Raw genomic sequence first — 20850 nt, forward strand, 5'->3', positions numbered from 1 at the left:
GCGTCGCTACGCTCCTTGCTTCGCCCGTGGATGACGAAACGATCGGCTTCGGCTTACCTTCGAAGCGCGTGACAGGCAGAATTCAGATAACCGCCGCGACGCTGCGCAGGATCGGCTGCAGGCGCACGGTGCCGATATCCTCGCGCTCGAAGCGGCTGCCGACCTTGGTCAGCTTGGCCAGCACCTGCTCGCCCTCCTCCGGCCCGATCGGGGCAATGACGATGCCGCCGCTCGACAATTGGTCGAGCAGGAAGCGCGGCAGGCTGTCGAAAGCCGCCCAGGCTACGATGCGGTCGAACGGCGCTTCGTTGGCAAGGCCGTTGGAACCATCGGCCTGGCGCACGATGACATTGCCGATGCCGAGCGCCTCGAAGCGTTGCCTGGCCTGCTCGGCCAGCGTCTTGTAGCGGTCGACGCTGACGATGCGAGCCGCGAGCCGCGACATCACCGCTGCCGTGTAGCCCGAGCCGGTGCCGATCTCGAGCACCCGGTTGCCGGGCTCTATTGCCAAGGCCGCAATCACCGCCGCCTGCAGATCGGCGCCCTCGATCGCCTCGCCGCATTCGATCGGCAGCATGCCGTCCGACCAGGCGATCGAATGGAACTGGCCGTTGAGGAAGCCGCGCCGCGGCGTCGCCTCGAAGGCTGCGATCAACGCCTTCGGCACCGCGCCTTGGCCGCGCAGGCGCAGCAGGAAAGCGGCAAAACCCTCGCGATCGTCGAGCGGCAAGTTCATGCCAGAACCTTCTTCATGCGAACACCTTATTCAGCCAGCGCCTTGGTCAGTTGGTCACGGATTTCATGCGCGGTGAGGTCAAGCTGCAGCGGCGTCACAGACACGAGCCGGTTGCGCAGAGCATGGAGATCGGTGCCCTGCTTGCCCTCGACCGGCTCGCGGCCGAAGCGCAGCCAGTAATAAGGCAGGCCGCGCCCGTCGCGGCGCTCGTCGACCCACAGGCTGTGCACCAGCTTGCCTTGCGACGTCACGACGGTGCCGGCGACCTCGTCAGGCAGGCAGTTGGGAAAGTTGACGTTGAGCAGCACGCCGTCCGGCAGCGGCATGGCGACGAGCTTTTTCAGCAGCGCCGGCGCCAGCACCTCGGTGGTCTCATAGGGAACGACGCGGTCCTCGCCGACATAGGAATAACCCTGGCTGAGTGCGATCGAGCGGATGCCGAGCAGCGCGCCTTCCATGGCGCCGGCGACGGTGCCGGAATAGGTGACGTCGTCGGCGATGTTGGCGCCGGAATTGACACCGGACAGGATCAGGTCCGGCGCGCCAGGCAGGATCTTCTTGACGCCCATGATGACGCAGTCGGTCGGCGTGCCGCGCACGGCGTAGTGTTTCTCGCCGATCTTGCGCAGCCGGAGCGGCTCCGAGATCGACAGCGAGTGCGCGTAGCCGGACTGGTCCTGCTCCGGCGCCACGACCCAGACATCGTCCGACAGCGTGCGGGCGATGCGTTCGAGCGACGCCAGGCCCTCGGCATGGATGCCGTCATCATTGGTCAGAAGGATGCGCATTACTTCGATTCGATCTTCGCCAGACCGCCCATATAAGGCCGCAGCACTTCAGGAATGGTTACGCTGCCATCCTCATTCTGGTAGTTTTCGATGACGGCAATCAGCGCACGGCCGACAGCGGTGCCCGAACCGTTCAGCGTGTGCACAAAGCGGTTGCCCTTGCCATCCCGGTCCTTGTAGCGGGCATCCATGCGCCTGGCCTGGAAGTCGCCGCAGACCGAGCAGGACGAGATTTCGCGATAGGCGTTCTGGCCGGGCAGCCAGACCTCGATGTCGTAGGTCTTGCGCGCGCCAAACCCCATGTCGCCCGTGCACAGGACCATGGTGCGGAACGGCAGCTCCAGTCGCTTCAGCACCTCTTCCGCGCACTGCGTCATCCGCTCGTGCTCGGCGAGCGAAGACTCCTGGTCGGTGACCGAGACCAGCTCGACCTTGTAGAACTGGTGCTGGCGCAACATGCCGCGCGTGTCGCGGCCGGCGGAGCCCGCTTCCGAGCGGAAGCACGGCGTCAGCGCCGTATAGCGCAGCGGCAGCTTTTCATGGGCCGTGATTTCTTCGCGCACCAGGTTGGTGAGCGGGACCTCGGCGGTTGGAATCAACCCGAGCCGGCCATCGCCATGCTGCACGAAGAACAGGTCGTCCTCGAATTTCGGCAGCTGGTTGGTCCCGAAAAGCACTTCGTCGCGCACCATCAGTGGCGGGATGACTTCTTCATAGCCATGCTCGGTCGTGTGCAGATCGAGCATGAACTGGCCGATGGCGCGCTCCATCCGCGCCAGCCCGCTCTTCAGCACGGTGAAGCGTGATCCCGACAGCTTTGCCGCCCGCTCGAAATCCATCATGCCGAGCGCTTCGCCGATCTCGAAATGCTCCTTCACCCAGTTCGGCCGGGTCGGCACCTCGCCGACGATATGCTTGACGACATTGTCGTGCTCGTCCTTGCCGACCGGCACGTCGTCGAGCGGCACATTCGGCAGCACCGCCAGCGCATCGTTCAGCGTCTTGTCGAGCTCGCGCTCGCGCGCCTCGCCATTCTGGATGAAGGTCTTGATGTCGCCGACTTCGGCCTTGAGCTTTTCGGCAAGTGCCGTGTCGCCCGAACGCATGGCGTTGCCGATCTCCTTCGAGGCGGCGTTGCGGCGTTCCTGCTTGGTCTGCAGCTCGGTGACGTGCTCGCGCCGCGCTTCGTCCTTCTTGATCAGCTCATCGACCGTGGACTGCGCCTCGTCAGCCGACCACGAGCGCTTGGCCAGCGCCTCGACAAGGGCCTTCGGGTTGTCGCGAATCCATTTGATATCAAGCATGGTTGGTCGTCCTCGAGCTAAGGCCTGAGGGCGTAAACCGCATCCTTCATCGATGCAAGATGGCGGCTGTCGCGTTTTTCCGCTAACGCGGATACCCGAACGCGACAGCCTATGAACGAGCCTGCTTTGAGGACGCGTCCGCCGCCTTTTCGGCCACGGCTTCGGCGGCTTCCTGCTTCTCGCGCGCCAGCTTCTGCTTGACCTGATCGCGCTCGATCAGCCGGGCCGCCCAGATCGACACCTCGTAGAGCAGGATGGTCGGGATGGCCAAACCGATCTGGCTCATCGGATCAGGCGGCGTCAGCACCGCCGCGACGACGAAGGCGATGACGATCGCCCATTTGCGCTTCTCGGCCAGCGCCTTCGACGACAGCATGCCGACGCGCGTCATCAGGCTGGTCACCACCGGCAGCTGGAACACCAGGCCGAAGGAGAAGATCAGCGTCATGATCAGGCTGAGATATTCCGACACTTTCGGCAGCAGCGAAATCTGCACCTGGTCGTCGGTGCCGGCCTGCTGCATGGCGAGGAAGAACCACATCACCATCGGTGTGAAGAAGAAATAGACCAGCGACGCTCCCATCAGGAACAGGATCGGCGATGCGATAAGGAACGGCAGGAAGGCGTTGCGTTCGTTCTTGTAGAGGCCTGGCGCGATGAATTTGTAGATCTGCGTGGCGATCAGCGGAAAGGCGATGACCATGCCGCCGAACATGGCGAGCTTGACCTGGGTGAAGAAGAATTCCTGCGGCGCCGTATAGATCAGCTCGACCTTGTGCGGATCGAGCCCGGCCCACTGCGTGGCCCACTTGAACGGAACGACCAAAAGATTGAACAGCTTCTTGGCAAAGAAGAAGCAGACGAGGAAGGCGACGAAGAAACCGCCGATCGACCAGATCAGCCGCCGGCGCAGTTCGATCAGATGCTCCATCAGCGGAGCCGACGACTTCTCGATCTCGTCCTTTTCGCTGTCCGTAATGCTCACTTGGCGGCCCCCGCCGTCTTCTTGGACGCGGGCTTCGTGGCCGGCGCAGGCTTCGGCTCAGCCTTTGCGACTGCCTTCGGTGCAGCAGCGGGCTTGGTGGCGGCTTTTCCAGGTGCAGCCTTGGCGGGCGCCGCTGACGGCTTGGCCGCAACCTTCGCCGCAGGCGCCGGCTTTGCCGGTGCTGCCTTGGCTGCCGCTGTTTTGGTTGCCGGGGCCTTTGATATCGCAGCCCCCTTGGCGCGCGCGTTTCGTGGCGCTGCTGTTGCTGCAGCCGGTGTCACCACCGCCTGATCGGTCATCGCCGGAAGGATCGGCGCCGCCGGCGCTGTTTCCGGTCCGTTGACACCCGGCATCACCGTCGCGCCGTTCTTGAGCGGCTCGGCCGGCTGTGGTGTTTCTGCCGCGGGCGTTGAGGGGTCGACGGCGGGCTTCGGCTTCATCACCGCATCGACGCCGGAGCGAACCTCGGCTGCCGCCTGTTCGAACGGATTGAGCTGCTTGCGGATTTCGGCCGCCGGATTGAGGCCGCGCAGCGTATCGACAGACTTCTTGACGTCGTCGAGCTCGGCTTCCTTCAACGCCTCGTTGAACTGCTTCTGGAAGTCGGAGGCCATGGCACGCAGCTTCGCCGTCGTGCGGCCGAAGGTGCGCAGCATATTGGGCAAATCCTTGGGTCCGACGACCACGATCATGACGATCGCGATCACCAGCATTTCGGTCCAGCCGACTTCAAACATGGCAATCAGTTCCGACTAGTGCTTGTCGCCCAACAGTGCGAAGCGGTTTTGGGACAACGACTTGCACAAAAGCAACAACCTTCGGCTCAGCTCTTGCTGGCCTTTTCCTTCACTGCCGAAACGGTCTCGTCCGGGCGGTGCTCGACGGTGCGCTTGTCTTCGGCGGTATCGTCGTCGGCCATGCCCTTCTTGAAGCTCTTGATGCCCTTGGCCATGTCGCCCATCAGCTCGGGTATCTTGCCGCGGCCGAACACCAGCAGCACGATCACCAGCACGATCATCCAGTGCCAAATCGAAAATGAACCCATTGTAACTCTCTCTCGAATGTTTTCCCTGGCGATGATCTATGCGTTTTCGCGTTGGGATTCAAACACAACAGCGACAAAGTTTATGAAGGCGCGGCTTATGTCACGCATTTTCGGCAAAGCTGCCCGCTACCAATCGGCGCATCTACCGCAGCAATGCAGCTTTTTGACAGCGGCTTGCGGTCAATCTTCCGTGACGCGCGGCGTCAGCAGGCCGAGTTCCTCGAGATCGATGTCGGTCAACGCATCCTCGTCCTCGGTCAGCGCGTCCGGATCGGCCGGCGGCAACGGGATGGCGAAATTCGACGGCATTCGGCCGGAAAGCAGCCCTGCCCCCTTCAGTTCGTCCATGCCGGGAAGATCGCGGATATCCTCCAGTGCGAAATGGTCGAGGAAAGTGTCTGTCGTGCCGTAGGTGACGGGACGGCCGGGCGTGCGGCGGCGGCCGCGCATGCGCACCCATTCCGTTTCGAGCAGCGTATCCAGCGTGCCCTTCGAGGTCTCGACGCCTCTGATGTCCTCGATCTCGGCGCGCGTCACCGGCTGGTGGTAGGCGATGATCGCCAGCACTTCGAGCGCCGCGCGCGACAGCTTGCGCTGCTGCACCGTGTCGCGGCTCATCAGGAAGGCGAGATCGCCGGCGGTACGGAAAGCCCAGGCATCGCCGACCCGGACCAGATTGACGCCGCGCCGCGCATAGATCTGCTGCAGCTCAGCCATGGCAGCGGCTATGCTGATGCCGTCGGGCAATCTGGCTGCGAGCTGCTTTTCGCTGACCGGCTCGGCGCTGGCGAACACAATCGCCTCGGCCATGCGTATGGCTTCGGCCATATGCAGCCGTTCGCCAGGATTCAGAAGCAGGGTATCAGTCGGATCCTGGGCGATAATGCCCTCCTCGGTCTCTTCTTCGACCTTGAACGGAATGACCGAAGCGTTGGCGCGTTCGCTCATGATGCCACCTCGACTGCCTTGATTGGTTGCGCGCGGCCGCGCAGATAGAGCGGCGCGAACACCTGGTCCTGTCGCATCTCGATGCTGCCTTCGCGCACCAGTTCCAGCGACGCCGCAAACGAGCTGGCAATCGCGGTACGCCGTTCGTCCGGGCTGGTCAGGTAATTGATCAGATAGCTGTCCAGCGCCGTCCAGTCGCGCAGCGAGCCGATCAGCCGGGTCAGGATATCGCGCGCATCCTTGAGCGACCACACGCCACGCCGGGCAATTGTCACATTGGTGATCGCCTGTTTCTGGCGCTGCTGCGCATAGGCGGTGAGCAAATCGTAGAGCGAGGCCGAATAGGCGTTACGCTTCTCGACGATGACCATCTCAGGCATGCCGCGTGCAAACACGTCGCGGCCGAGCCGGTTGCGGTTGACCAGCCTTGCCGAGGCGTCGCGCATGGCCTCCAGACGCTTCAGCCGGAACTGCAGCACCGCGGCCAGTTCCTCGCCGCTTTCGCCTTCCTCGCCGGGCTGCTTGGGGATGAGGAGCTTCGACTTGAGGAAGGCCAGCCACGCCGCCATCACCAGGTAGTCGGCGGCAAGCTCAAGCCTCAGCGCCGTCGCCGTCTCGACGAAGGTCAGATATTGCTCGACCAGCGCCAAGATGGAAATCCGCGACAGATCGACCTTTTGGTTGCGGGCGAGATGCAGCAAGAGGTCGAGCGGACCTTCGAACCCGGCGACGTCGACGACCAGCGACGGGTCGCCGGTGACCCGTGAATCGTCGTTCTCGGCCCACAGACGGTCCATCGGTGCGGCCTTCGCAGCCTTGCTGTCCAATGTCTCCGCCACTTGTTCCTTTACCTCTGGTTAGAGCATGATGCCGAAAAGTGTGAAGCGGTTTTCGGACGACATCATGCTCTCTCTATCTAATTTAGAGACGGATTCAGATTTCAGGTCGAACAGACCTGAAATCATCCGTCTCTAGGCCACCGCATCGAAATAGGTGGCAAACTCGGCGCGTATCTCGGTTTCGTCGGCCCGGTCGCGATCCCTTATATAGGTCAGCGCCCGGTTGGCGCGCTCCAGCGACGTCCCTTCAAGTCCCGTGGTTCGCGATGCGATGCCTGCCATCTCCTCGAAAACGCCATTGCAGTGAAGGACCAGATCGCAGCCCGCCGCAAGGATCGATGCCGCCTTTGTCGGGAAATCCCCAGAAAGTGCCTTCATCGAGGTGTCGTCGCTCATCAACAGCCCGTCGAAGCCGATCTCGCGGCGGATGATCTCGTCGATGACCTTGCCTGAGGTGGTCGCTGGGTTGTTCGGATCGATGGCGCTGTAGACGACATGCGCCGTCATCGCCATCGGCAGATGGCTAAGCTCGCGGAAAGGGGCGAAATCATGCCGCTGCAGGTCGCTCAGCGAGGCGTCGACCACAGGCAGCTCGAAATGCGTGTCGGCGAAGGCGCGTCCATGGCCCGGAATATGCTTCATGACCGGCAACACGCCGCCGGACATCAGCCCTTCCGCGGCGGCGCGGCCAAGTTCGATGACCGGGCGCGGCTCCTTGCCATAGGCGCGCGCGCCGATGACGTCGCTGGCGCCCTCGATCGGCACGTCCAGCACCGGCAGGCAATCGGCCGAGATACCGAAGCGCAACAGGTCGAAGGCGTGCAGCCGCGCCATCAGCCAGGCAGCGCGGGTGCCGGCATCATGGTCCTTGCGCCACAATGCACCGAGCGCGCCGCCGGCGGGATAGTTCGGCGCCAGCGGCGGCCGCAGGCGCTGCACCCGGCCACCTTCCTGGTCGATGAACACCAGCGCATCGGGGCGCCCGATACAGTCGCGCATTTCGGCGACCAGATCGCGGATCTGCTCGGTTTCGCCGATGTTGCGCGCAAACAGGATGAAGCCCCACGGGCATTCATTGCGATAGAAACGGATTTCTTCGCGGGTCAGCGATTTCCCGGCACAGCCGAGGATCATGGATTTTGATTCGGTCATTCCACCAGTTTAGGGCTTCGCGCCGGCAAAGGGAATCTCCCCGGACGGCAAGCGCCTCAACCTCTCGCCCATCCACATGAAAAAGCCGGCGCGACCCTTGGGAACGCACCGGCTCTGATAATTGGATCCGGCCTTACCGAGACACGAAGCAGTTGCCGCCGGCAGCCTTGTAGCTGGTGCACAGATTGATCGCATCGTTGCGCGATTGCGCAGGCACCCGGACACGGTAGAAGGTGCCCTTGCCGGCGATCTCCGCCTTGACGATGTTGGCGGTGCGACCGGCGAGCACATTTCCATAGCGGCGCTGCAGGTCGGCGTAGTTGGCCTGGGCGCTTTCGACCGTCGGCTGCGAAGCGATCTGCATCGACCACGAACCGCCCGATGTCGAAGCCGTCGCCGGGATGGAGGCAACCTGGTCGGGCTTGACCTCGCCGACCACGTCGACCGGCTGGTCGGACGGGCGCTGCGGCGCTACGGCAACCGTCTGCGGCGTGTTGGCGGACTGGGTCTCAGCCTTCGGCGTGGCCGCCGGCTTCACCGGCTTGACCGGCTTGGCGGTCTCGGCACTTGCCTGGTCGCTATTTGCCTGATCGGCAGGCGCCACGGTGCCGGTCTGCTCGGCATCGGCCGAAGGGGCGACGTGCTGCGGCGCCGGGTCAAGCGGCTCAGTCGCCGCAACCTGTGGCGCGGCCGGCGTCGAGTCCTCGCGGGCCACCAACGAGCCGTCGGGCTTGACCACCATGGTCCGCACCTTGCGCGGGGCAACGGCGACCGTATCGGGGTTCTTGTCGGCTTCCTGCAGCACCTGAGCGATGCGGTCCTCGGACTTTGGCGCCGGCGCGACAGCCGCGTCGGGGTTGACGGCAGCTTCGGGGTTGCCGGCAGCGTCGGGGCCTGGGGCAGCGTCGGTATCGTCGGGCGACAGATCGACGACGCGGCTTTCAGGCTCCTGCGCCTTCACATCGACCGGCTCTTCGGTGTTGGTGACCAGCTTCTCCTGAACCGGCTCGGCCGGCTTGGTGCCCTTGGCGACCGCATCATAAACCTTGTTGTCCTGGTTCGGCACCACGGCGCCGCCCGGATTTTCGGGCTTGACCTTGATCGGCCTGTTGTCGGCTTTGACAATGACCGGCGCATCGCCGCCGCCCTTTCCGCCGAACGACAAGGCGAAGGCGCCAAGGCCGCCGGCAATCGCAACCGCAGCAACGACCCCCGCGACCAGCAGGCCGCTCCTGCGCGGCCGTGCGGCTTCCTGCTCGGCGAGGCCCGGCACCGCCATTGCCTCGTCCAGATCCGGATCGTAGTCGAGTTCGTCGACCGCGAAATCGTCGGCCTGCGAAACCGGCTGGCTGCCGGGCAGATCGTCCATGTCGAAGCCGCCGGCGGAATCGGCGTGGTGAGCTTGCGTGGCTGCAAGCACTTCGGCTGGCCGCGCAGCATAGGCGCGCTGGTCGAGCTCGTGGCCCGAACTGAAGCCGGAACTGTAGGAATCGTCATCATAGCCGGCACTGCGTGCGGCAGTGGGCGGCGCCACTTCCACCGCGTTCATCTCGTTGAGCATGCCGGCGAATTCGGCGTCGATGTCGTCATAGGCGGCCGGCTCGTCTTGCTCGAAGCTGAGTTCTGGAATGTCGAGGTCGTCGGCAATCGCCACCACACGCTCCGGCACATCGACCGTCTCGACATCCGGCATCTCGTCATAGGCCTGAGGCGGCGCCTGGCGCGATGGCGTCGGCGCCACATAGGCAGCAGCTGCAACCGGCTGGTCGCGATAGCTTGGCGCTGCCGCCGGCGGCATGGACGGCTTTTCTGCAAAAGAAGGTTGCGGCTGCGCTGCAAAGGAAGGCTGGGCCGGGGTGGGAGTCACGCGGCTCCACGAACGCGCCGGCTCCGGCGGCGTCGAGCGCCAATCGCCAGCGACCGGTGCTGCCGTGTCATTACCGAGATCGATGCCCTTGGCGAGCGCCGCATCGAAGGCATGATCATCGAACTCGATCTCGGGCTCATGGCCCTCGAGTTCGCCGGCAAGCAGATCGTCGAAATCGGCATCGTCCGCCCGGGCCTCCTGAGGAGCCGGCGCGTGTTCGTCCAGGTCCCAGTCGAGATTATCGACCGGAGCGACCGGCATTGCGACGGACCGCTGCACCGGGGCAACCGGCTCATAAGTCCTGGCGGGCTCGATGGCGGCAGCCCTGGTGGGCTCGGTGACGACCGGAATCGGCGCGACTGGCGCCGGGCGTGGTGTGGTCATGGCGCCAAGCAGCGCGTTGAGTTCATCTTCCAACGTCCGTTCGTCAGCGACCGGAGCGGCCGGGGTCGCCATATTGGTAGGCGCCACATAGGCTGGTGCGACCGGAGTTGGCTGAACCGGAGTGGGTGCGATCTCGGCAACCGGCTCGTGATCGGCAAGCGCATCATCGATGCTCAGATCGAAATCGTCGAATGCTTCGTGCGCAGTCTCATGAGAGGGGCTGGCCTCCACAGTCCAGGCCGGCGTCTCGTTCACTTCCGGCGCATCCATCTCAACCGGCGCGCTGGCCTGCAGATCGCTGACATCCAGATCGCGCTCTTCCGGATCCTCGGCCTCAACAGGCTGAGCCTCGAAAGCCTGAGGCTCGAAATGCTCGGCCGCAAAATCCTGGGCTGCAAAATCCTGGGCCGCAAAGTCCATGTCGACATCGGCCATCGCGTCATCGAAATGACCCGCAAAATCCTCGTCGGCAACAGTGTGGTCGGCGACTCCGACGACCGGCGCCTCGGCTACTGGCGCGGCATACTGGTCCTGCGCCGGCGCAGGACCGTCCAGCGTCAGCTCGTCTTCCAGCGACATCGAGACGGCATTGTCGAAATCATCGTCGAACGCGACATCGTCGGCGGGCGCAGCAGCAACCTGGGCTACATCTGCGGCATGGGCGACGGTCGCATCGTCATCGAGCAGCAACCCCTGCTCGAGCGAAGCGGCAAGCTCGTCATCCATCGGCAGGTCGTCTTCGAGCGGCGATACGTTTTCCAGTGAACTGGCCACGGCATTGTCGAAATCGTCATCGAATGCAGCTTCGTCGAATGCGGGCTCGGCAAACCAAGGTTCGGCAACCGAGGGTTCAACGGGAGCAGCCGCAGCCTGCGGGGCAGCGCCGAAATCCAGATCGGCGGCATCGTCGAAGACGAAATCATATTCCAGCGAAGCAGCCAGCGCATCGTCCATCGCGGCATCGGTGGTTTCCGGCTCGCGAATCTCGGCAGCAGGTTCGTAGGGCTCAGCGGCAGGCTGGTGAACCTCGGGAGCCGGCTGGCTGGCCTCCATGGAACCGACTTCATCGCCGAATTCGCCCATCAACTCCTTCTCGAGGTCGATGTCGAAATCGCCCTCGTCTGCAGCCGTCTCGACGGCTGGCGCCTGCGGCTTGACCGGCTGGCGCGGATCGAAACCCATGATCCTGGTCAGTTCAGCGAACGGATCATCTTCGGCGATGTCGTTGTTGTCGGCTACTCTCAGCTGGGTTCTGTCTGCCATTATTGTTCCCGAACTCGCACTCATTCGGACGCCATGGACGTCGCGTAGGGTTGGCCCTTACCAGCGCAATGTGGGCAAATGGTGACAGGTGTTTTAGTTAAACCTAACGCATCTCAGTGGGCGCATCAGCCCCAATCAGCGTCAGGCCGGAGGTCAAAACATCCGAAACAGCCTGCACCAGCCCTAGTCTGGCATGAGTCAATTGTCGGTCGTTAACCTTAACAAAACGTAAGTCGGCATTCTCGGTGCCCCGATTCCAGTGTCCATGGAAGCTGGAAGCCAGATCGTAGAGGTAGAATGCCAGCCGGTGCGGCTCCAGCGCAAGGGCCGCAGATTCGACCAGCCGGGGATATTCAGCCAGCTTCCGGATCAGGCCGATCTCGCCCTCGTCGGTGAGCGACGCCGAGGCCGCGGCCAGGCTGTTGCGGTCGAAATTGGCCTCGCCCAGTTGCTCGCTCGCCTGCCGAAACACCGAATGACAGCGCGCCGAAGCGTACTGCACGTAGAACACGGGATTGTCCTTGGACTGTTCGGTGACCTTGGCGAAATCGAAGTCGAGCGGCGCGTCGCTCTTGCGGTAGAGCATCATGAAGCGGATCGCATCGCGGCCCACCTCCTCCACCGCTTCGCGCAAGGTCACGAAGTCGCCCGACCGCTTCGACATCCGAATCGGTTCGCCATCGCGAAACAGCTTCACCAGATTGCACAGCAGCACCGTGAGTTGCAGCTTCAGATCATCGCCTGCAATCGCCCGCGCCAGCGCTTCCAGCCGCTTGACGTAGCCGCCATGGTCGGCGCCCAGAACATAGATCAGGCCGACGAAACCGCGGTCGACCTTGTCCTTGAGATAGGCGACGTCGGCGGCGAAATAGGTGAACGAGCCGTCGGACTTGACCAGCGCCCGGTCCATGTCGTCGCCGACCGCCGTCGAGCGAAACAGCGTCTGCTCGCGGTCTTCCCAGTCGTCCGGCTTCTCGCCCTTGGGCGGCGGTAGCTTGCCCTTGTAGATATGGCCTTTCAGCGTCAGATCGTTGATCGCCGAGCGGATTTTTTTGGCATTGTCGGCATGCAGAGTGCGCTCGGAGAAGAAAACGTCGTGATGCACATTGAGCAACGCCAGATCCTCGCGGATCATCACCATCATGGCGTCGATCGTGCGGTCCTTGACGATTGCCAGCGACTCATCGTCGGGCATCTGCAAGAGCTTGCGGCCAAATTCGGCAGCCAGCGCCTGACCGACCGGCACAAGGTAATCGCCGGGATAGAGGCCGGCCGGTATCTCGCCAATGTCGTCGCCCAGCGCTTCGCGGTAGCGCAGGAAGGCCGAACGCCCGAGCACGTCGATCTGCGCGCCGGCGTCGTTGATGATGTATTCCTTGGTGACGTCATAGCCGGCGAAGGCCATCAGATTGGCGAGCGTGTCGCCGACAACCGCGCCCCGGCAATGGCCGACATGCATCGGCCCGGTCGGATTGGCCGAGACATATTCGACATTGGTCTTCTTGCCGCCACCAATGGTCGAGCGGCCGTAGTTTTGCCCCTCGCCGAGCACCGCGGTCAGATGTGCCTGCCAGAAAGCGTCCTTGAGCCGGAGATTGACGAAGCCGGGACCGGCGACGTCGGCTTCGGCAACATCGGCGTCGCTGCGCAGCACTTCCACCAGCCGCTCGGCCAGCGCCCGCGGGTTGTGCCCTGTCGGCTTGGCCAGTACCATCGCCGCATTGGTGGCGAGATCGCCATGGCTGGCGTCGCGCGGCGGCTCGACGGCGATGCGCGACAGGTCGGGCGAAACGCCATTATTGTCTTTCAAATCAAGCGCTTCGACGGCTTTTGTGATTCGCGCGCTGAAATCGGCGAAGATGTTCATGGGTCTTGCTCTGGCGGACTGTGCAGGGGAACCGGCTCATTGGCCGGCAAATCGCGCCCGCCCTAGCTTAAATCGGGCGTATGGTCAAACAGACGGCGGTGTTCCTTCAAGGCGTAGGTATCCGTCATCCCCGCCAGGAAATCGGCGACGCTGCGCGCCTTGATGCGGTCCTCCGCCCGGTCGAGCCCCTCCCGCCAGCCGTCCGGCATGGCGCGCGGATCGGCGAAATAGACATCGAACAGGTCGCGCACGATCTGCTCGGCCTGAGTGCGAACGCGCATCACCTCGTCATGCCGGTAGAGGTGCTTGTAGAGAAAGGTCTTCAATTCCTTCTCGGTCGCCGCCACGTCAGCGGAAAAGGTCACCATCGTTTCGCCCGCCGCCCGCACCGCTTCGGCGCTGTCAGGCTTGATGCGCTCAAGATTGGCGGTGGTGGAAACAATGACATCCTCGACCATCATCGTGATCTGCCGGCGCATCAGCTCATGGCCGGTGCGCACATCGTCCAGGCCCGGATAGCGCGCGCGCACGCTTGCCAGGATCGATCCCGGCAGCGCCACCGTTTCCAGCATGTCCAAGGTCAGGAAGCCGGAGCGCAGGCCGTCGTCGATGTCATGGGTGTTGTAGGCGATATCGTCGGCGATCGCAGCACATTGCGCCTCGATGCCGGCGAAATGGTCGAGTTCGAGGTCGTGCAGCTCGGAATAGTCGCGGATCGCCTGCGGCACCGGGCCTTTGAGCCCTTTTCCCTTGGCATCTGTCAGCGGCCCATTGTGCTTGACCAGCCCTTCCAGCGTTTCCCAGGTCAGGTTTAGCCCGTCGAACTCGGCATAGCGCCGCTCCAGCCGCGTCACCACGCGCAGCGACTGCGCATTGTGGTCGAAGCCGCCCCATTGGGCCATCCGCTCGTTCAGCGCGTCCTCGCCGGTATGGCCGAACGGCGTGTGACCGAAATCGTGCACCAAGGCGACCGCCTCGGCCAGATCCTCGTCGCCGCGCAGCGCTCGCGCCAGAGCCCGCGCAATCTGCGCGACCTCGATCGAATGCGTCAGCCGGGTGCGATAGTGGTCGCCTTCATGGGCGACGAACACCTGCGTCTTGTGCTTCAGGCGGCGGAAGGCAGTCGAATGAATGATACGGTCGCGGTCGCGCTGGAATGGCGTGCGAGTCGGGCTCTCGACCTCGTCATAGAGCCGCCCGCGCGACCTGGCTGGGTCGCTGGCATAGGCCGCGCGCGGCCGATAGCCGAACCCAATGTCGCCAAGCTCATTTGTCATGGCTGATGCCGCCGCAGTTGACTTGCCCCTTCCCGCTTCATACCTATCATGTGAAACCGAAAGCAAGGTGACGCCCATGGGCGCTGATGCCAAGACTGCCATGAAAGTCGAGATGACCGAGTCCGCCGCCAGGCGGATCGCGAAAATCGTCTCTGGCGAGGCCGGCAAGACGGCGCTGCGCGTCTCCGTAGAAGGCGGCGGCTGCTCCGGCTTTTCCTACAAGTTCGACCTGGTCGATACGCGCAACGACGACGACGTCGCCATCGAAAAGGACGGCGCCACCGTGCTGATCGACGATTTGTCGCTGGTCTATATGGGCGGCTCGGTGATCGACTTCGTCGACGATCTGATGGGCCAATCGTTCCAGATCCGCAACCCCAATGCAGTCGCCTCCTGCGGCTGCGGCACCAGTTTCTCCATCTAGGCAGATGTCCGGCGTCGGCCCGGTCCGTCAGGTCGCACTGTCGGCCGGGCGCGATCTCGACGTGACGCTGGCCTTCTGGCGCGATGTGCTCGGCCTCAACGTTCACGCCCGCTACGATCCGCCGGGCATCGCCTTCATCATGGCCGGTGATATCAGGTTGCTGTTCACCGATGGCGTTCCGGCCGGCACCGTCTATCTCGATATAGCCGGGCTCGAAGCCTTCCACGCCGAGGCGAAAGCGTCCGGCGTTCCCTTCACCGCACCGCCGGCGCTCGTCCACAACGACACCGAAGGCACGTTCGGAACGGCGGGGGAAAGCGAGTGGATGGCCTTTCTAAAGGACCCGGCAGGCAATACGATCGGGCTTGTCGAACGTCTTTCGCCCGAACATCCCTGAGGCCGCCCATGAAAATCGTCACCTGGAACATAAACGGCATTCGCGCCCGCATCGGCAACCTCACCCACTGGCTGAGCGAAAGCCAGCCCGACATCGTCTGCCTGCAGGAGATCAAGTCGGTCGACGAGCAGTTCCCGCGCGCCGAGATCGAGGCGCTTGGCTACAACGTGGAAACCCATGGCCAGAAGGGCTTTAACGGCGTCGCCCTGCTGTCGAAGCTTCCGTTCGACGAGGTTATCAGGGGCCTGCCCGGTGATGACACCGACGAGCAGGCGCGCTTCATCGAGGGCGTGTTCTCGACCGACCAGGGCGCGCTGCGCGTCGCCTCGCTCTATCTGCCCAACGGCAATCCCATCGATGACGAGAAGAAGTTTCCCTACAAGCTGGCCTGGATGGAACGGCTGCATCGCTGGGCCGAGCAACGGCTGCTTCTGGAGGAGGCGCTGGTGCTGGCCGGCGACTACAATGTCATCCCCGAGCCGGTCGATGCGCGCTTCCCCGAGAACTGGCTTGGCGATGCGCTGTTCCAGCCGCAGACCCGGCAGGCCTTCCGACGGCTGAAGAATCTCGGCTTCACCGAGGCAGTCCGCGCCGTCACCGATGCGGCCGATGTCTATACCTTCTGGGATTACCAGGCCGGTGCCTGGCAGAAGAACAACGGCATCCGCATCGACCATCTGCTGTTGTCGCCCGAAGCCGCCAACCGCTTTTCCTCGGCCTCGATTGAAAAGCACGTGCGCGCCTGGGAAAAGCCTTCCGACCATGTGCCGGTGGCGATCGATCTGGCGCTGCTGCCGGCTTGATATCAGCCGAAACCCTGATGTCGCCACAATCGCGCCATTCAGTCAGAGATCAGCATGGCGGCTGGGGTTCCATGGCACTACGATTCCTCCTTTGCCCGATCGGCCTGGCATTTGCCATGGCCTCCCCTGCAGCGGCACTTGCCGACCAGCAGTGCCTGGCCAATGGCAAGTCCTACCAGGTCGGCCAGGTCACCTGCCTGACGGTTTCAGACAAGAGCCATATGGCCCGCTGCGACCTGGTGCTCAACAACACCTCATGGACCAAGATCGGCGACAGCTGCCCCGACAGCACGATGAAGCCGCATCTGCACGTCACGCCGATCTCGATGCCGGTACACAGAGCGGCGCCGGCGGAACTCACCGAGAACTGATGGATGTGAGCTAATTTCCCCCTTGAGGGGGAGATGGCCGGCAGGCCAGAGGGGGGCGCGAAGAAAGGCGACCTTTCGGTCAAACAAGCTCACCCTCTCAGTCCAACCCGGGCAAACTTTAGTCAACTGAAATGCCAGCGGGACAGCGCCCCCCTCTGCCCTGCCGGGCATCTCCCCCTCAAGGGGGGAGATTGGCAATTTCACTGGTCGCCGCCGCCCTTGGTCAGGATGTCGTCGGCAAGCGAAATGGCAGTGCGACGGTCGGCTTCGCCGGCGGCGGCAAATGCCTCTTCCTGCATGCCGCGGATCCACGGCTGGTCGCTCGGCGAGGCGCGTTCGAGCGCGGCGGTCATCATGGCCAGCCCGCGCACGATCTTGCCGCTCTGGAACAGAAGATTGCCGAGAGTCGCCTGGGCGCCGGCATGGCCTTTTTCGGCGGCGAGTTGGAACCAGCGGCCGGCCTGCTTGACGCTGGCCTTGACGCCGCCCTCGCCCTTCAGGAACATCTGGCCCATCTCGAACTGGGCGTTCGGGTTGCGGTAATTGGCGGCCGCGCGCATGTAATATTCCTGCGCCGCGACCTCGTTTTCCTCGACGGGGCTGCCGGGGATGCCTGTCCGGAGATAGTCGCCCAGCGCCACCAGCGCGTCGGAGACATAGCTTTCCTCCGGCGATCCCGGCTCGACATCCTGATCGACGATCTCGGAGAAGAATTTGAAGGCCGCATAGTCGTCGCGCGTCACGCCGTCGCCTTCGGCGTACATGCGCGCGAGCTTCCAGGTGGCGCCGATCTGGCCGTTCTCGGCGGCGTATTTATAGGCCTCGACCGCCTGTTCCTTATGGCCGCTCTTGTAGGCGGAGAAGCCGAACTGGAACACGGCCCATGGGCTCGATTGCGGCTTCACGCCGGTCTTGTCGTCGAACACCTTGTCGTCGAAGGCCATGGCCTGGCCCACGGCGCCAAAGATCGCAACAGCGACCAGTGCCGGAAGGACAGACGACCTCAACAACTCAGATATCCGCATAGCAATGTGTTTCTTTGGCACCGCCCGGATGGGTGACCGCGCCGTTGCGGGCAGGCCCTACCGTCTGTGCGTATTTCCAGATCGCGCCCGACTGATAGTCGGTCGTGCGCGCCTTCCAGGCCTTCGCCCGCGTTGCCAGTTCGGCCTCGGACAGGTCGACCGCGATCGTGCCTTTGGTTGCATCGATCGAGATCACATCGCCGTCTTTCAAGAGCCCGATCGGGCCGCCAACGGCAGCTTCGGGCCCGACATGGCCGATGCAGAAACCGCGGGTCGCGCCCGAAAAACGACCGTCGGTGATGAGGGCGACCTTGCCGCCCATGCCCTGGCCGTAGAGCGCCGCCGTCGTCGACAGCATCTCGCGCATGCCCGGGCCGCCGCGCGGACCTTCGTAACGGATGACGAGAACCTCGCCTTCCCGGTAGTTGCGGTGCGTGACCGCCTCGAAACATTCCTCTTCCGAATCGAAACAGCGTGCCGGACCTGAGAATTTCAGCTCCGTCATGCCCGCGACCTTCACGATCGCGCCTTCGGGGGCAAGGTTGCCCTTCAAGCCCACGACACCGCCGGTTTGGGTGATTGGTCGGTTGGCGGGACGGACCACATCCTGGCTATCATTCCAGGCAACATGCTCCATGTTTTCGGCCAAAGTACGGCCAGTCACCGTCAGGCAATCGCCATGCAGATAGCCATGGTCGAGCAGCGTCTTCATCAAGAGCGGAATGCCGCCGGCCTCGAACATGTCCTTGGCGACATATTTGCCGCCGGGCTTCAGGTCGGCGATGTAAGGCGTCTTCTCGAAAATCGCGGCGACGTCGAAGAGGTCGAACTTTATCCCGGCCTCGTGCGCAATGGCCGGCAGATGCAGCGCCGCATTGGTCGAGCCGCCGGTTGCCGAAACCACGGTCGCCGCATTCTCCAGCGCCTTCAGCGTGACGATGTCGCGCGGCCGGATGTTCTTGGCGATCAGCTCCATGATCTTTTCGCCGGAGGCAAAATTGAAGCGGTCGCGCATCTCGTAAGGCGCCGGCGCGCCGCAGGAGTACGGCAGCGCCAGGCCGATCGCCTCGGCGACGGTGGCCATGGTGTTGGCGGTGAACTGGGCCCCGCAGGAGCCGGCGGACGGGCACGCCGCCTGCTCGATCTCGAGCAGTTCGGCATCGCTGACCGTGCCGACCGAATGCTGGCCGACCGCCTCGAACACGTCCTGCACAGTGATCTGGCGGCCGCGATAGGAGCCCGGCAGGATCGAGCCGCCATAGATGAAGATCGACGGCACGTTGAGCCGCACCATAGCCATCATCATGCCGGGCAGCGACTTGTCGCAGCCGGCAAGGCCGACCAGCGCGTCGTAGCAATGGCCGCGGATGGTGAGTTCGACCGAATCGGCGATGACCTCGCGCGACACCAGCGACGACTTCATGCCCTGGTGGCCCATGGCGATGCCGTCGGTGACGGTGATGGTGCAGAATTCGCGCGGCGTGCCGTTTGCGGCCGCCACACCTTTCTTGACCACCTGCGCCTGGCGCATCAGCGAGATGTTGCAAGGCGCCGCCTCGTTCCAGCAGGAGGCAACGCCGACCAGCGGCTGTGCGATCTCGGCCGCCGACAGGCCCATGGCATAGAGATACGAACGGTGCGGCGCACGCGCCGGACCGACGGTCACATGGCGGCTAGGGAGCTTAGCCTTGGAAACGACTTTGGCGTCCATTCTCTTCCTTGCCGCGGGCGGTGCGGCCTGCCCCATCGCCGAGCCTTCTGGCGCGTGTCCCGAGACAAATTCGAGGTGCGCCGGGTTTATGGCGGGAAATGGGCAATTTGGTCGAGCGGGACCGTAGCGCGGGGGTTGGCCGGGAACTGTTGCCAAAACGCCACAATCGCGAGAGGCGACGCCGGTGCGGCGTATCTGCAACGCCAACTCTCGCCGGCAAGGCTCGACGCGGTGCCCGCATAAGAAAAAGGCCGGGGAATGCCCGGCCTTTTTCTTTTCAACTTGAAAGGCTTACCACTTCACCTTCAACGAAGTCGAAATGGCCGACACAAGATCGTTGCCGAAGTCAGCGGTGTAGTCCGTACCATAGGTGACGCCATCGTCGCCTACGACTGGATGGATCGACCCGCTGGTAAGCACGCCCAGCGCCCCACCAAGACGAACCTCGATGTTCTGGGTCGGCGTGTAAGCCACGCCACCGCTAACCGTCCAGGTGTCCGTCTGGGCGCTCAGTCCGGTGGAGGTTCCGCGATCCCAGGTCAGAACGGCGGCGCCGCTCCACTGATCATTGAATTTGTGGCCGATACCGCCGGAGACCGTCCAGCCGTCCCGGTAGAGCAGATCAAGTGAAGTAGCGCGGGTCGGGCCGGTCGTGGTGCAAGCACCCGGGGCGGCGGTCGGGCAGAATGGAATGCTTTGCAATACGCTCCAATTGACCCACTTAATGGATCCAAACGCGAGCCAACCCGGAGCAATACCTGACTGGAGCTTGAGTTCCAGAGACTCAGGCACCTCCGAAGAACCGCTTACGTCGGTTATGCGACCCAAAATTGGATTGCTGGGGTCGAGGAATCCGGGAACCTGTGTCAGATCGAGCGTCCCCGAGAGGTTGTCGAGCTTGACGGCTGAATTGTAGACCAGGCTGGCGCGCAGCGCGATGTCAGGAATTTCATAGGCGGCACCGACGCGCCATCCCCAGCCGTCTCCTTCGAGGTCAAGGCGCCCAACGCCTGTACCCAAAAATGCGGGAAGCGGAGCGACCAGCTGCTCCTTGAAGCCCGAGACGTCCTCATGGAACACGCCGCCGATGAAACGAAACTGACCTTTGCCGAGGTTCACCTTGTACGAGCAGGTTCCGCCAACGGCCTCGCTCTCGACCTTGGTTACGATATTGCCGTTCGCGCCGGCCCAGTTGACGCCGGGATTGCTGTACGCACCGATCGGTTGGCCATAGTCGACAAGACAATCGACCGGGCCTATACCAGCCTTGATACCCACGCTCGGCACCCAATAGCTTTCGGTATCGCGGGCGCTGTTGGAAAGGCCCAGCGCGTTAAGGGGGCCGTCAGCCGGATTCGTGTCCACCACATTCTTGAGGTCGCGTTGCGGCATCACATAGGTGCCGGTAACCTCGCCGGCGACCTGCGCAGGATCGAACAGCAGATCGATGTCATAGCCGCCGCGCTCCAGGCCGCCGGCATGCACGGAACCGATCAGGCCCAGCGAAAAACACCCCGCCCCCAGCAGTGTTTTCAAACGCAAATTGTTCATGGATGTCCTCCCCGAAATACTAGTGCGTCAAGCTAGAACCAATTCGGGTTAACGGCGCAACAATGAATTCACATAGCGTACATGTACACTCTTGCGGACCGCATTTCGAACAC

Annotated in this window: 19 protein-coding genes; 4 read left to right on the forward strand and 15 right to left on the reverse strand. The window is 63.4% G+C overall.

The window, feature by feature from the left end; genetic code table 11:
* Positions 1-82: 82 nt before the first annotated feature.
* From NKJ18_RS05635 to NKJ18_RS05690, 12 genes are all read right to left on the reverse strand, one after another.
* A complete protein-coding gene (locus tag NKJ18_RS05635; RefSeq protein ID WP_023667683.1) occupies positions 83-736 on the reverse strand; it encodes a protein-L-isoaspartate(D-aspartate) O-methyltransferase in 654 nt (217 codons plus the stop codon).
* A 26-nt stretch (positions 737-762) separates the two neighbouring features.
* Positions 763-1524 (reverse strand): 5'/3'-nucleotidase SurE, encoded by a 762-nt coding sequence (surE, locus tag NKJ18_RS05640; RefSeq protein ID WP_023667684.1) that lies wholly within the window; start codon positions 1522-1524, stop codon positions 763-765.
* Positions 1524-2828 carry a serine--tRNA ligase gene (gene serS / locus NKJ18_RS05645; protein WP_023667685.1) on the reverse strand — a complete coding sequence of 435 codons (1305 nt, stop codon included), beginning with the start codon at positions 2826-2828 and terminating at the stop codon, positions 1524-1526. Before serS ends, surE begins: the two co-directional genes overlap by 1 nt.
* A 109-nt stretch (positions 2829-2937) precedes the next feature.
* Positions 2938-3813 carry a twin-arginine translocase subunit TatC gene (gene tatC, locus NKJ18_RS05650; protein ID WP_023667686.1) on the reverse strand — a complete coding sequence of 292 codons (876 nt, stop codon included), beginning with the start codon at positions 3811-3813 and terminating at the stop codon, positions 2938-2940.
* Entirely contained in the window at positions 3810-4550 is a 741-nt protein-coding gene (gene tatB / locus NKJ18_RS05655; protein WP_023691107.1) for a Sec-independent protein translocase protein TatB, read from the reverse strand. Before tatB ends, tatC begins: the two co-directional genes overlap by 4 nt.
* An 86-nt stretch (positions 4551-4636) precedes the next feature.
* On the reverse strand, positions 4637-4858 hold the full coding sequence (locus tag NKJ18_RS05660) for a twin-arginine translocase TatA/TatE family subunit (RefSeq protein ID WP_023681650.1): 222 nt from the start codon (positions 4856-4858) through the stop codon (positions 4637-4639).
* Positions 4859-5038: 180 nt separating this feature from the next.
* A complete protein-coding gene (scpB, locus tag NKJ18_RS05665) occupies positions 5039-5806 on the reverse strand; it encodes an SMC-Scp complex subunit ScpB (protein ID WP_023735290.1) in 768 nt (255 codons plus the stop codon).
* The gene (locus NKJ18_RS05670) at positions 5803-6603 is read right to left on the reverse strand and encodes a segregation and condensation protein A (RefSeq protein ID WP_023751550.1); all 801 of its coding nucleotides are present in this window, start codon (positions 6601-6603) and stop codon (positions 5803-5805) included. The genes scpB and NKJ18_RS05670 overlap by 4 nt, the downstream gene beginning before the upstream one ends.
* Before the next feature lie 174 nt (positions 6604-6777).
* Positions 6778-7797: a beta-N-acetylhexosaminidase gene (nagZ, locus tag NKJ18_RS05675; protein WP_023735289.1), complete on the reverse strand. Its 1020-nt coding sequence runs from the start codon at positions 7795-7797 to the stop codon at positions 6778-6780.
* A gap of 133 nt (positions 7798-7930) precedes the next feature.
* Positions 7931-11311, reverse strand: coding sequence for an SPOR domain-containing protein (locus NKJ18_RS05680; RefSeq protein ID WP_352757940.1), 3381 nt, complete (start codon positions 11309-11311; stop codon positions 7931-7933).
* A gap of 103 nt (positions 11312-11414) precedes the next feature.
* Positions 11415-13178, reverse strand: a complete 1764-nt coding sequence (gene argS, locus NKJ18_RS05685) for an arginine--tRNA ligase (protein ID WP_352757941.1) — start codon at positions 13176-13178, stop codon at positions 11415-11417.
* Positions 13179-13240: 62 nt separating this feature from the next.
* Positions 13241-14455 (reverse strand): deoxyguanosinetriphosphate triphosphohydrolase, encoded by a 1215-nt coding sequence (locus NKJ18_RS05690; RefSeq protein WP_023739017.1) that lies wholly within the window; start codon positions 14453-14455, stop codon positions 13241-13243.
* 76 nt (positions 14456-14531) lie between these two features.
* Here NKJ18_RS05690 and erpA point away from each other — a divergent pair, with 76 nt between their 5' ends.
* From erpA to NKJ18_RS05710, 4 genes are all read left to right on the forward strand, one after another.
* Entirely contained in the window at positions 14532-14879 is a 348-nt protein-coding gene (gene erpA, locus NKJ18_RS05695) for an iron-sulfur cluster insertion protein ErpA (RefSeq protein WP_027050337.1), read from the forward strand.
* 4 nt (positions 14880-14883) lie between these two features.
* On the forward strand, positions 14884-15276 hold the full coding sequence (locus tag NKJ18_RS05700; RefSeq protein ID WP_023667697.1) for a VOC family protein: 393 nt from the start codon (positions 14884-14886) through the stop codon (positions 15274-15276).
* An 8-nt stretch (positions 15277-15284) separates the two neighbouring features.
* Positions 15285-16079 (forward strand): exodeoxyribonuclease III, encoded by a 795-nt coding sequence (gene xth / locus NKJ18_RS05705; RefSeq protein ID WP_023729965.1) that lies wholly within the window; start codon positions 15285-15287, stop codon positions 16077-16079.
* Positions 16080-16150: 71 nt separating this feature from the next.
* The gene (locus NKJ18_RS05710; RefSeq protein WP_023667699.1) at positions 16151-16450 is read left to right on the forward strand and encodes a hypothetical protein; all 300 of its coding nucleotides are present in this window, start codon (positions 16151-16153) and stop codon (positions 16448-16450) included.
* Positions 16451-16650: 200 nt separating this feature from the next.
* Here NKJ18_RS05710 and NKJ18_RS05715 read toward each other — a convergent pair whose 3' ends face one another.
* The 3 genes from NKJ18_RS05715 to NKJ18_RS05725 all read right to left on the reverse strand — a co-directional run bounded on the left by NKJ18_RS05715 (position 16651) and on the right by NKJ18_RS05725 (position 20737).
* The gene (locus NKJ18_RS05715) at positions 16651-17475 is read right to left on the reverse strand and encodes a tetratricopeptide repeat protein (RefSeq protein WP_023667701.1); all 825 of its coding nucleotides are present in this window, start codon (positions 17473-17475) and stop codon (positions 16651-16653) included.
* On the reverse strand, positions 17462-19186 hold the full coding sequence (ilvD, locus tag NKJ18_RS05720; protein WP_352757942.1) for a dihydroxy-acid dehydratase: 1725 nt from the start codon (positions 19184-19186) through the stop codon (positions 17462-17464). Before ilvD ends, NKJ18_RS05715 begins: the two co-directional genes overlap by 14 nt.
* A gap of 291 nt (positions 19187-19477) precedes the next feature.
* Entirely contained in the window at positions 19478-20737 is a 1260-nt protein-coding gene (locus tag NKJ18_RS05725) for an OmpP1/FadL family transporter (RefSeq protein WP_023688210.1), read from the reverse strand.
* Between the last annotated feature and the right edge of the window lie 113 nt (positions 20738-20850).

The organism is Mesorhizobium sp. M0217 (assembly GCF_040321955.1).
In the GTDB taxonomy this organism is placed as follows: domain Bacteria; phylum Pseudomonadota; class Alphaproteobacteria; order Rhizobiales; family Rhizobiaceae; genus Mesorhizobium.

Excerpts from the sequence above, each read along its gene's own strand:
- NKJ18_RS05635 (WP_023667683.1), bottom strand. The coding sequence starts at position 736 with ATGAACTTGCCGCTCGACGATCGCGAGGGTTTTGCCGCTTTCCTGCTG.
- surE (WP_023667684.1), bottom strand. The coding sequence starts at position 1,524 with ATGCGCATCCTTCTGACCAATGATGACGGCATCCATGCCGAGGGCCTG.
- serS (WP_023667685.1), bottom strand. The coding sequence starts at position 2,828 with ATGCTTGATATCAAATGGATTCGCGACAACCCGAAGGCCCTTGTCGAG.
- tatB (WP_023691107.1), bottom strand. The coding sequence starts at position 4,550 with ATGTTTGAAGTCGGCTGGACCGAAATGCTGGTGATCGCGATCGTCATG.
- NKJ18_RS05660 (WP_023681650.1), bottom strand. The coding sequence starts at position 4,858 with ATGGGTTCATTTTCGATTTGGCACTGGATGATCGTGCTGGTGATCGTG.
- scpB (WP_023735290.1), bottom strand. The coding sequence starts at position 5,806 with ATGAGCGAACGCGCCAACGCTTCGGTCATTCCGTTCAAGGTCGAAGAA.
- NKJ18_RS05670 (WP_023751550.1), bottom strand. The coding sequence starts at position 6,603 with ATGGACCGTCTGTGGGCCGAGAACGACGATTCACGGGTCACCGGCGAC.
- nagZ (WP_023735289.1), bottom strand. The coding sequence starts at position 7,797 with ATGACCGAATCAAAATCCATGATCCTCGGCTGTGCCGGGAAATCGCTG.
- NKJ18_RS05680 (WP_352757940.1), bottom strand. The coding sequence starts at position 11,311 with ATGGCAGACAGAACCCAGCTGAGAGTAGCCGACAACAACGACATCGCC.
- argS (WP_352757941.1), bottom strand. The coding sequence starts at position 13,178 with ATGAACATCTTCGCCGATTTCAGCGCGCGAATCACAAAAGCCGTCGAA.
- NKJ18_RS05690 (WP_023739017.1), bottom strand. The coding sequence starts at position 14,455 with ATGACAAATGAGCTTGGCGACATTGGGTTCGGCTATCGGCCGCGCGCG.
- erpA (WP_027050337.1), top strand. The coding sequence starts at position 14,532 with ATGGGCGCTGATGCCAAGACTGCCATGAAAGTCGAGATGACCGAGTCC.
- NKJ18_RS05700 (WP_023667697.1), top strand. The coding sequence starts at position 14,884 with ATGTCCGGCGTCGGCCCGGTCCGTCAGGTCGCACTGTCGGCCGGGCGC.
- xth (WP_023729965.1), top strand. The coding sequence starts at position 15,285 with ATGAAAATCGTCACCTGGAACATAAACGGCATTCGCGCCCGCATCGGC.
- NKJ18_RS05710 (WP_023667699.1), top strand. The coding sequence starts at position 16,151 with ATGGCACTACGATTCCTCCTTTGCCCGATCGGCCTGGCATTTGCCATG.
- NKJ18_RS05715 (WP_023667701.1), bottom strand. The coding sequence starts at position 17,475 with ATGCGGATATCTGAGTTGTTGAGGTCGTCTGTCCTTCCGGCACTGGTC.
- ilvD (WP_352757942.1), bottom strand. The coding sequence starts at position 19,186 with ATGGACGCCAAAGTCGTTTCCAAGGCTAAGCTCCCTAGCCGCCATGTG.
- NKJ18_RS05725 (WP_023688210.1), bottom strand. The coding sequence starts at position 20,737 with ATGAACAATTTGCGTTTGAAAACACTGCTGGGGGCGGGGTGTTTTTCG.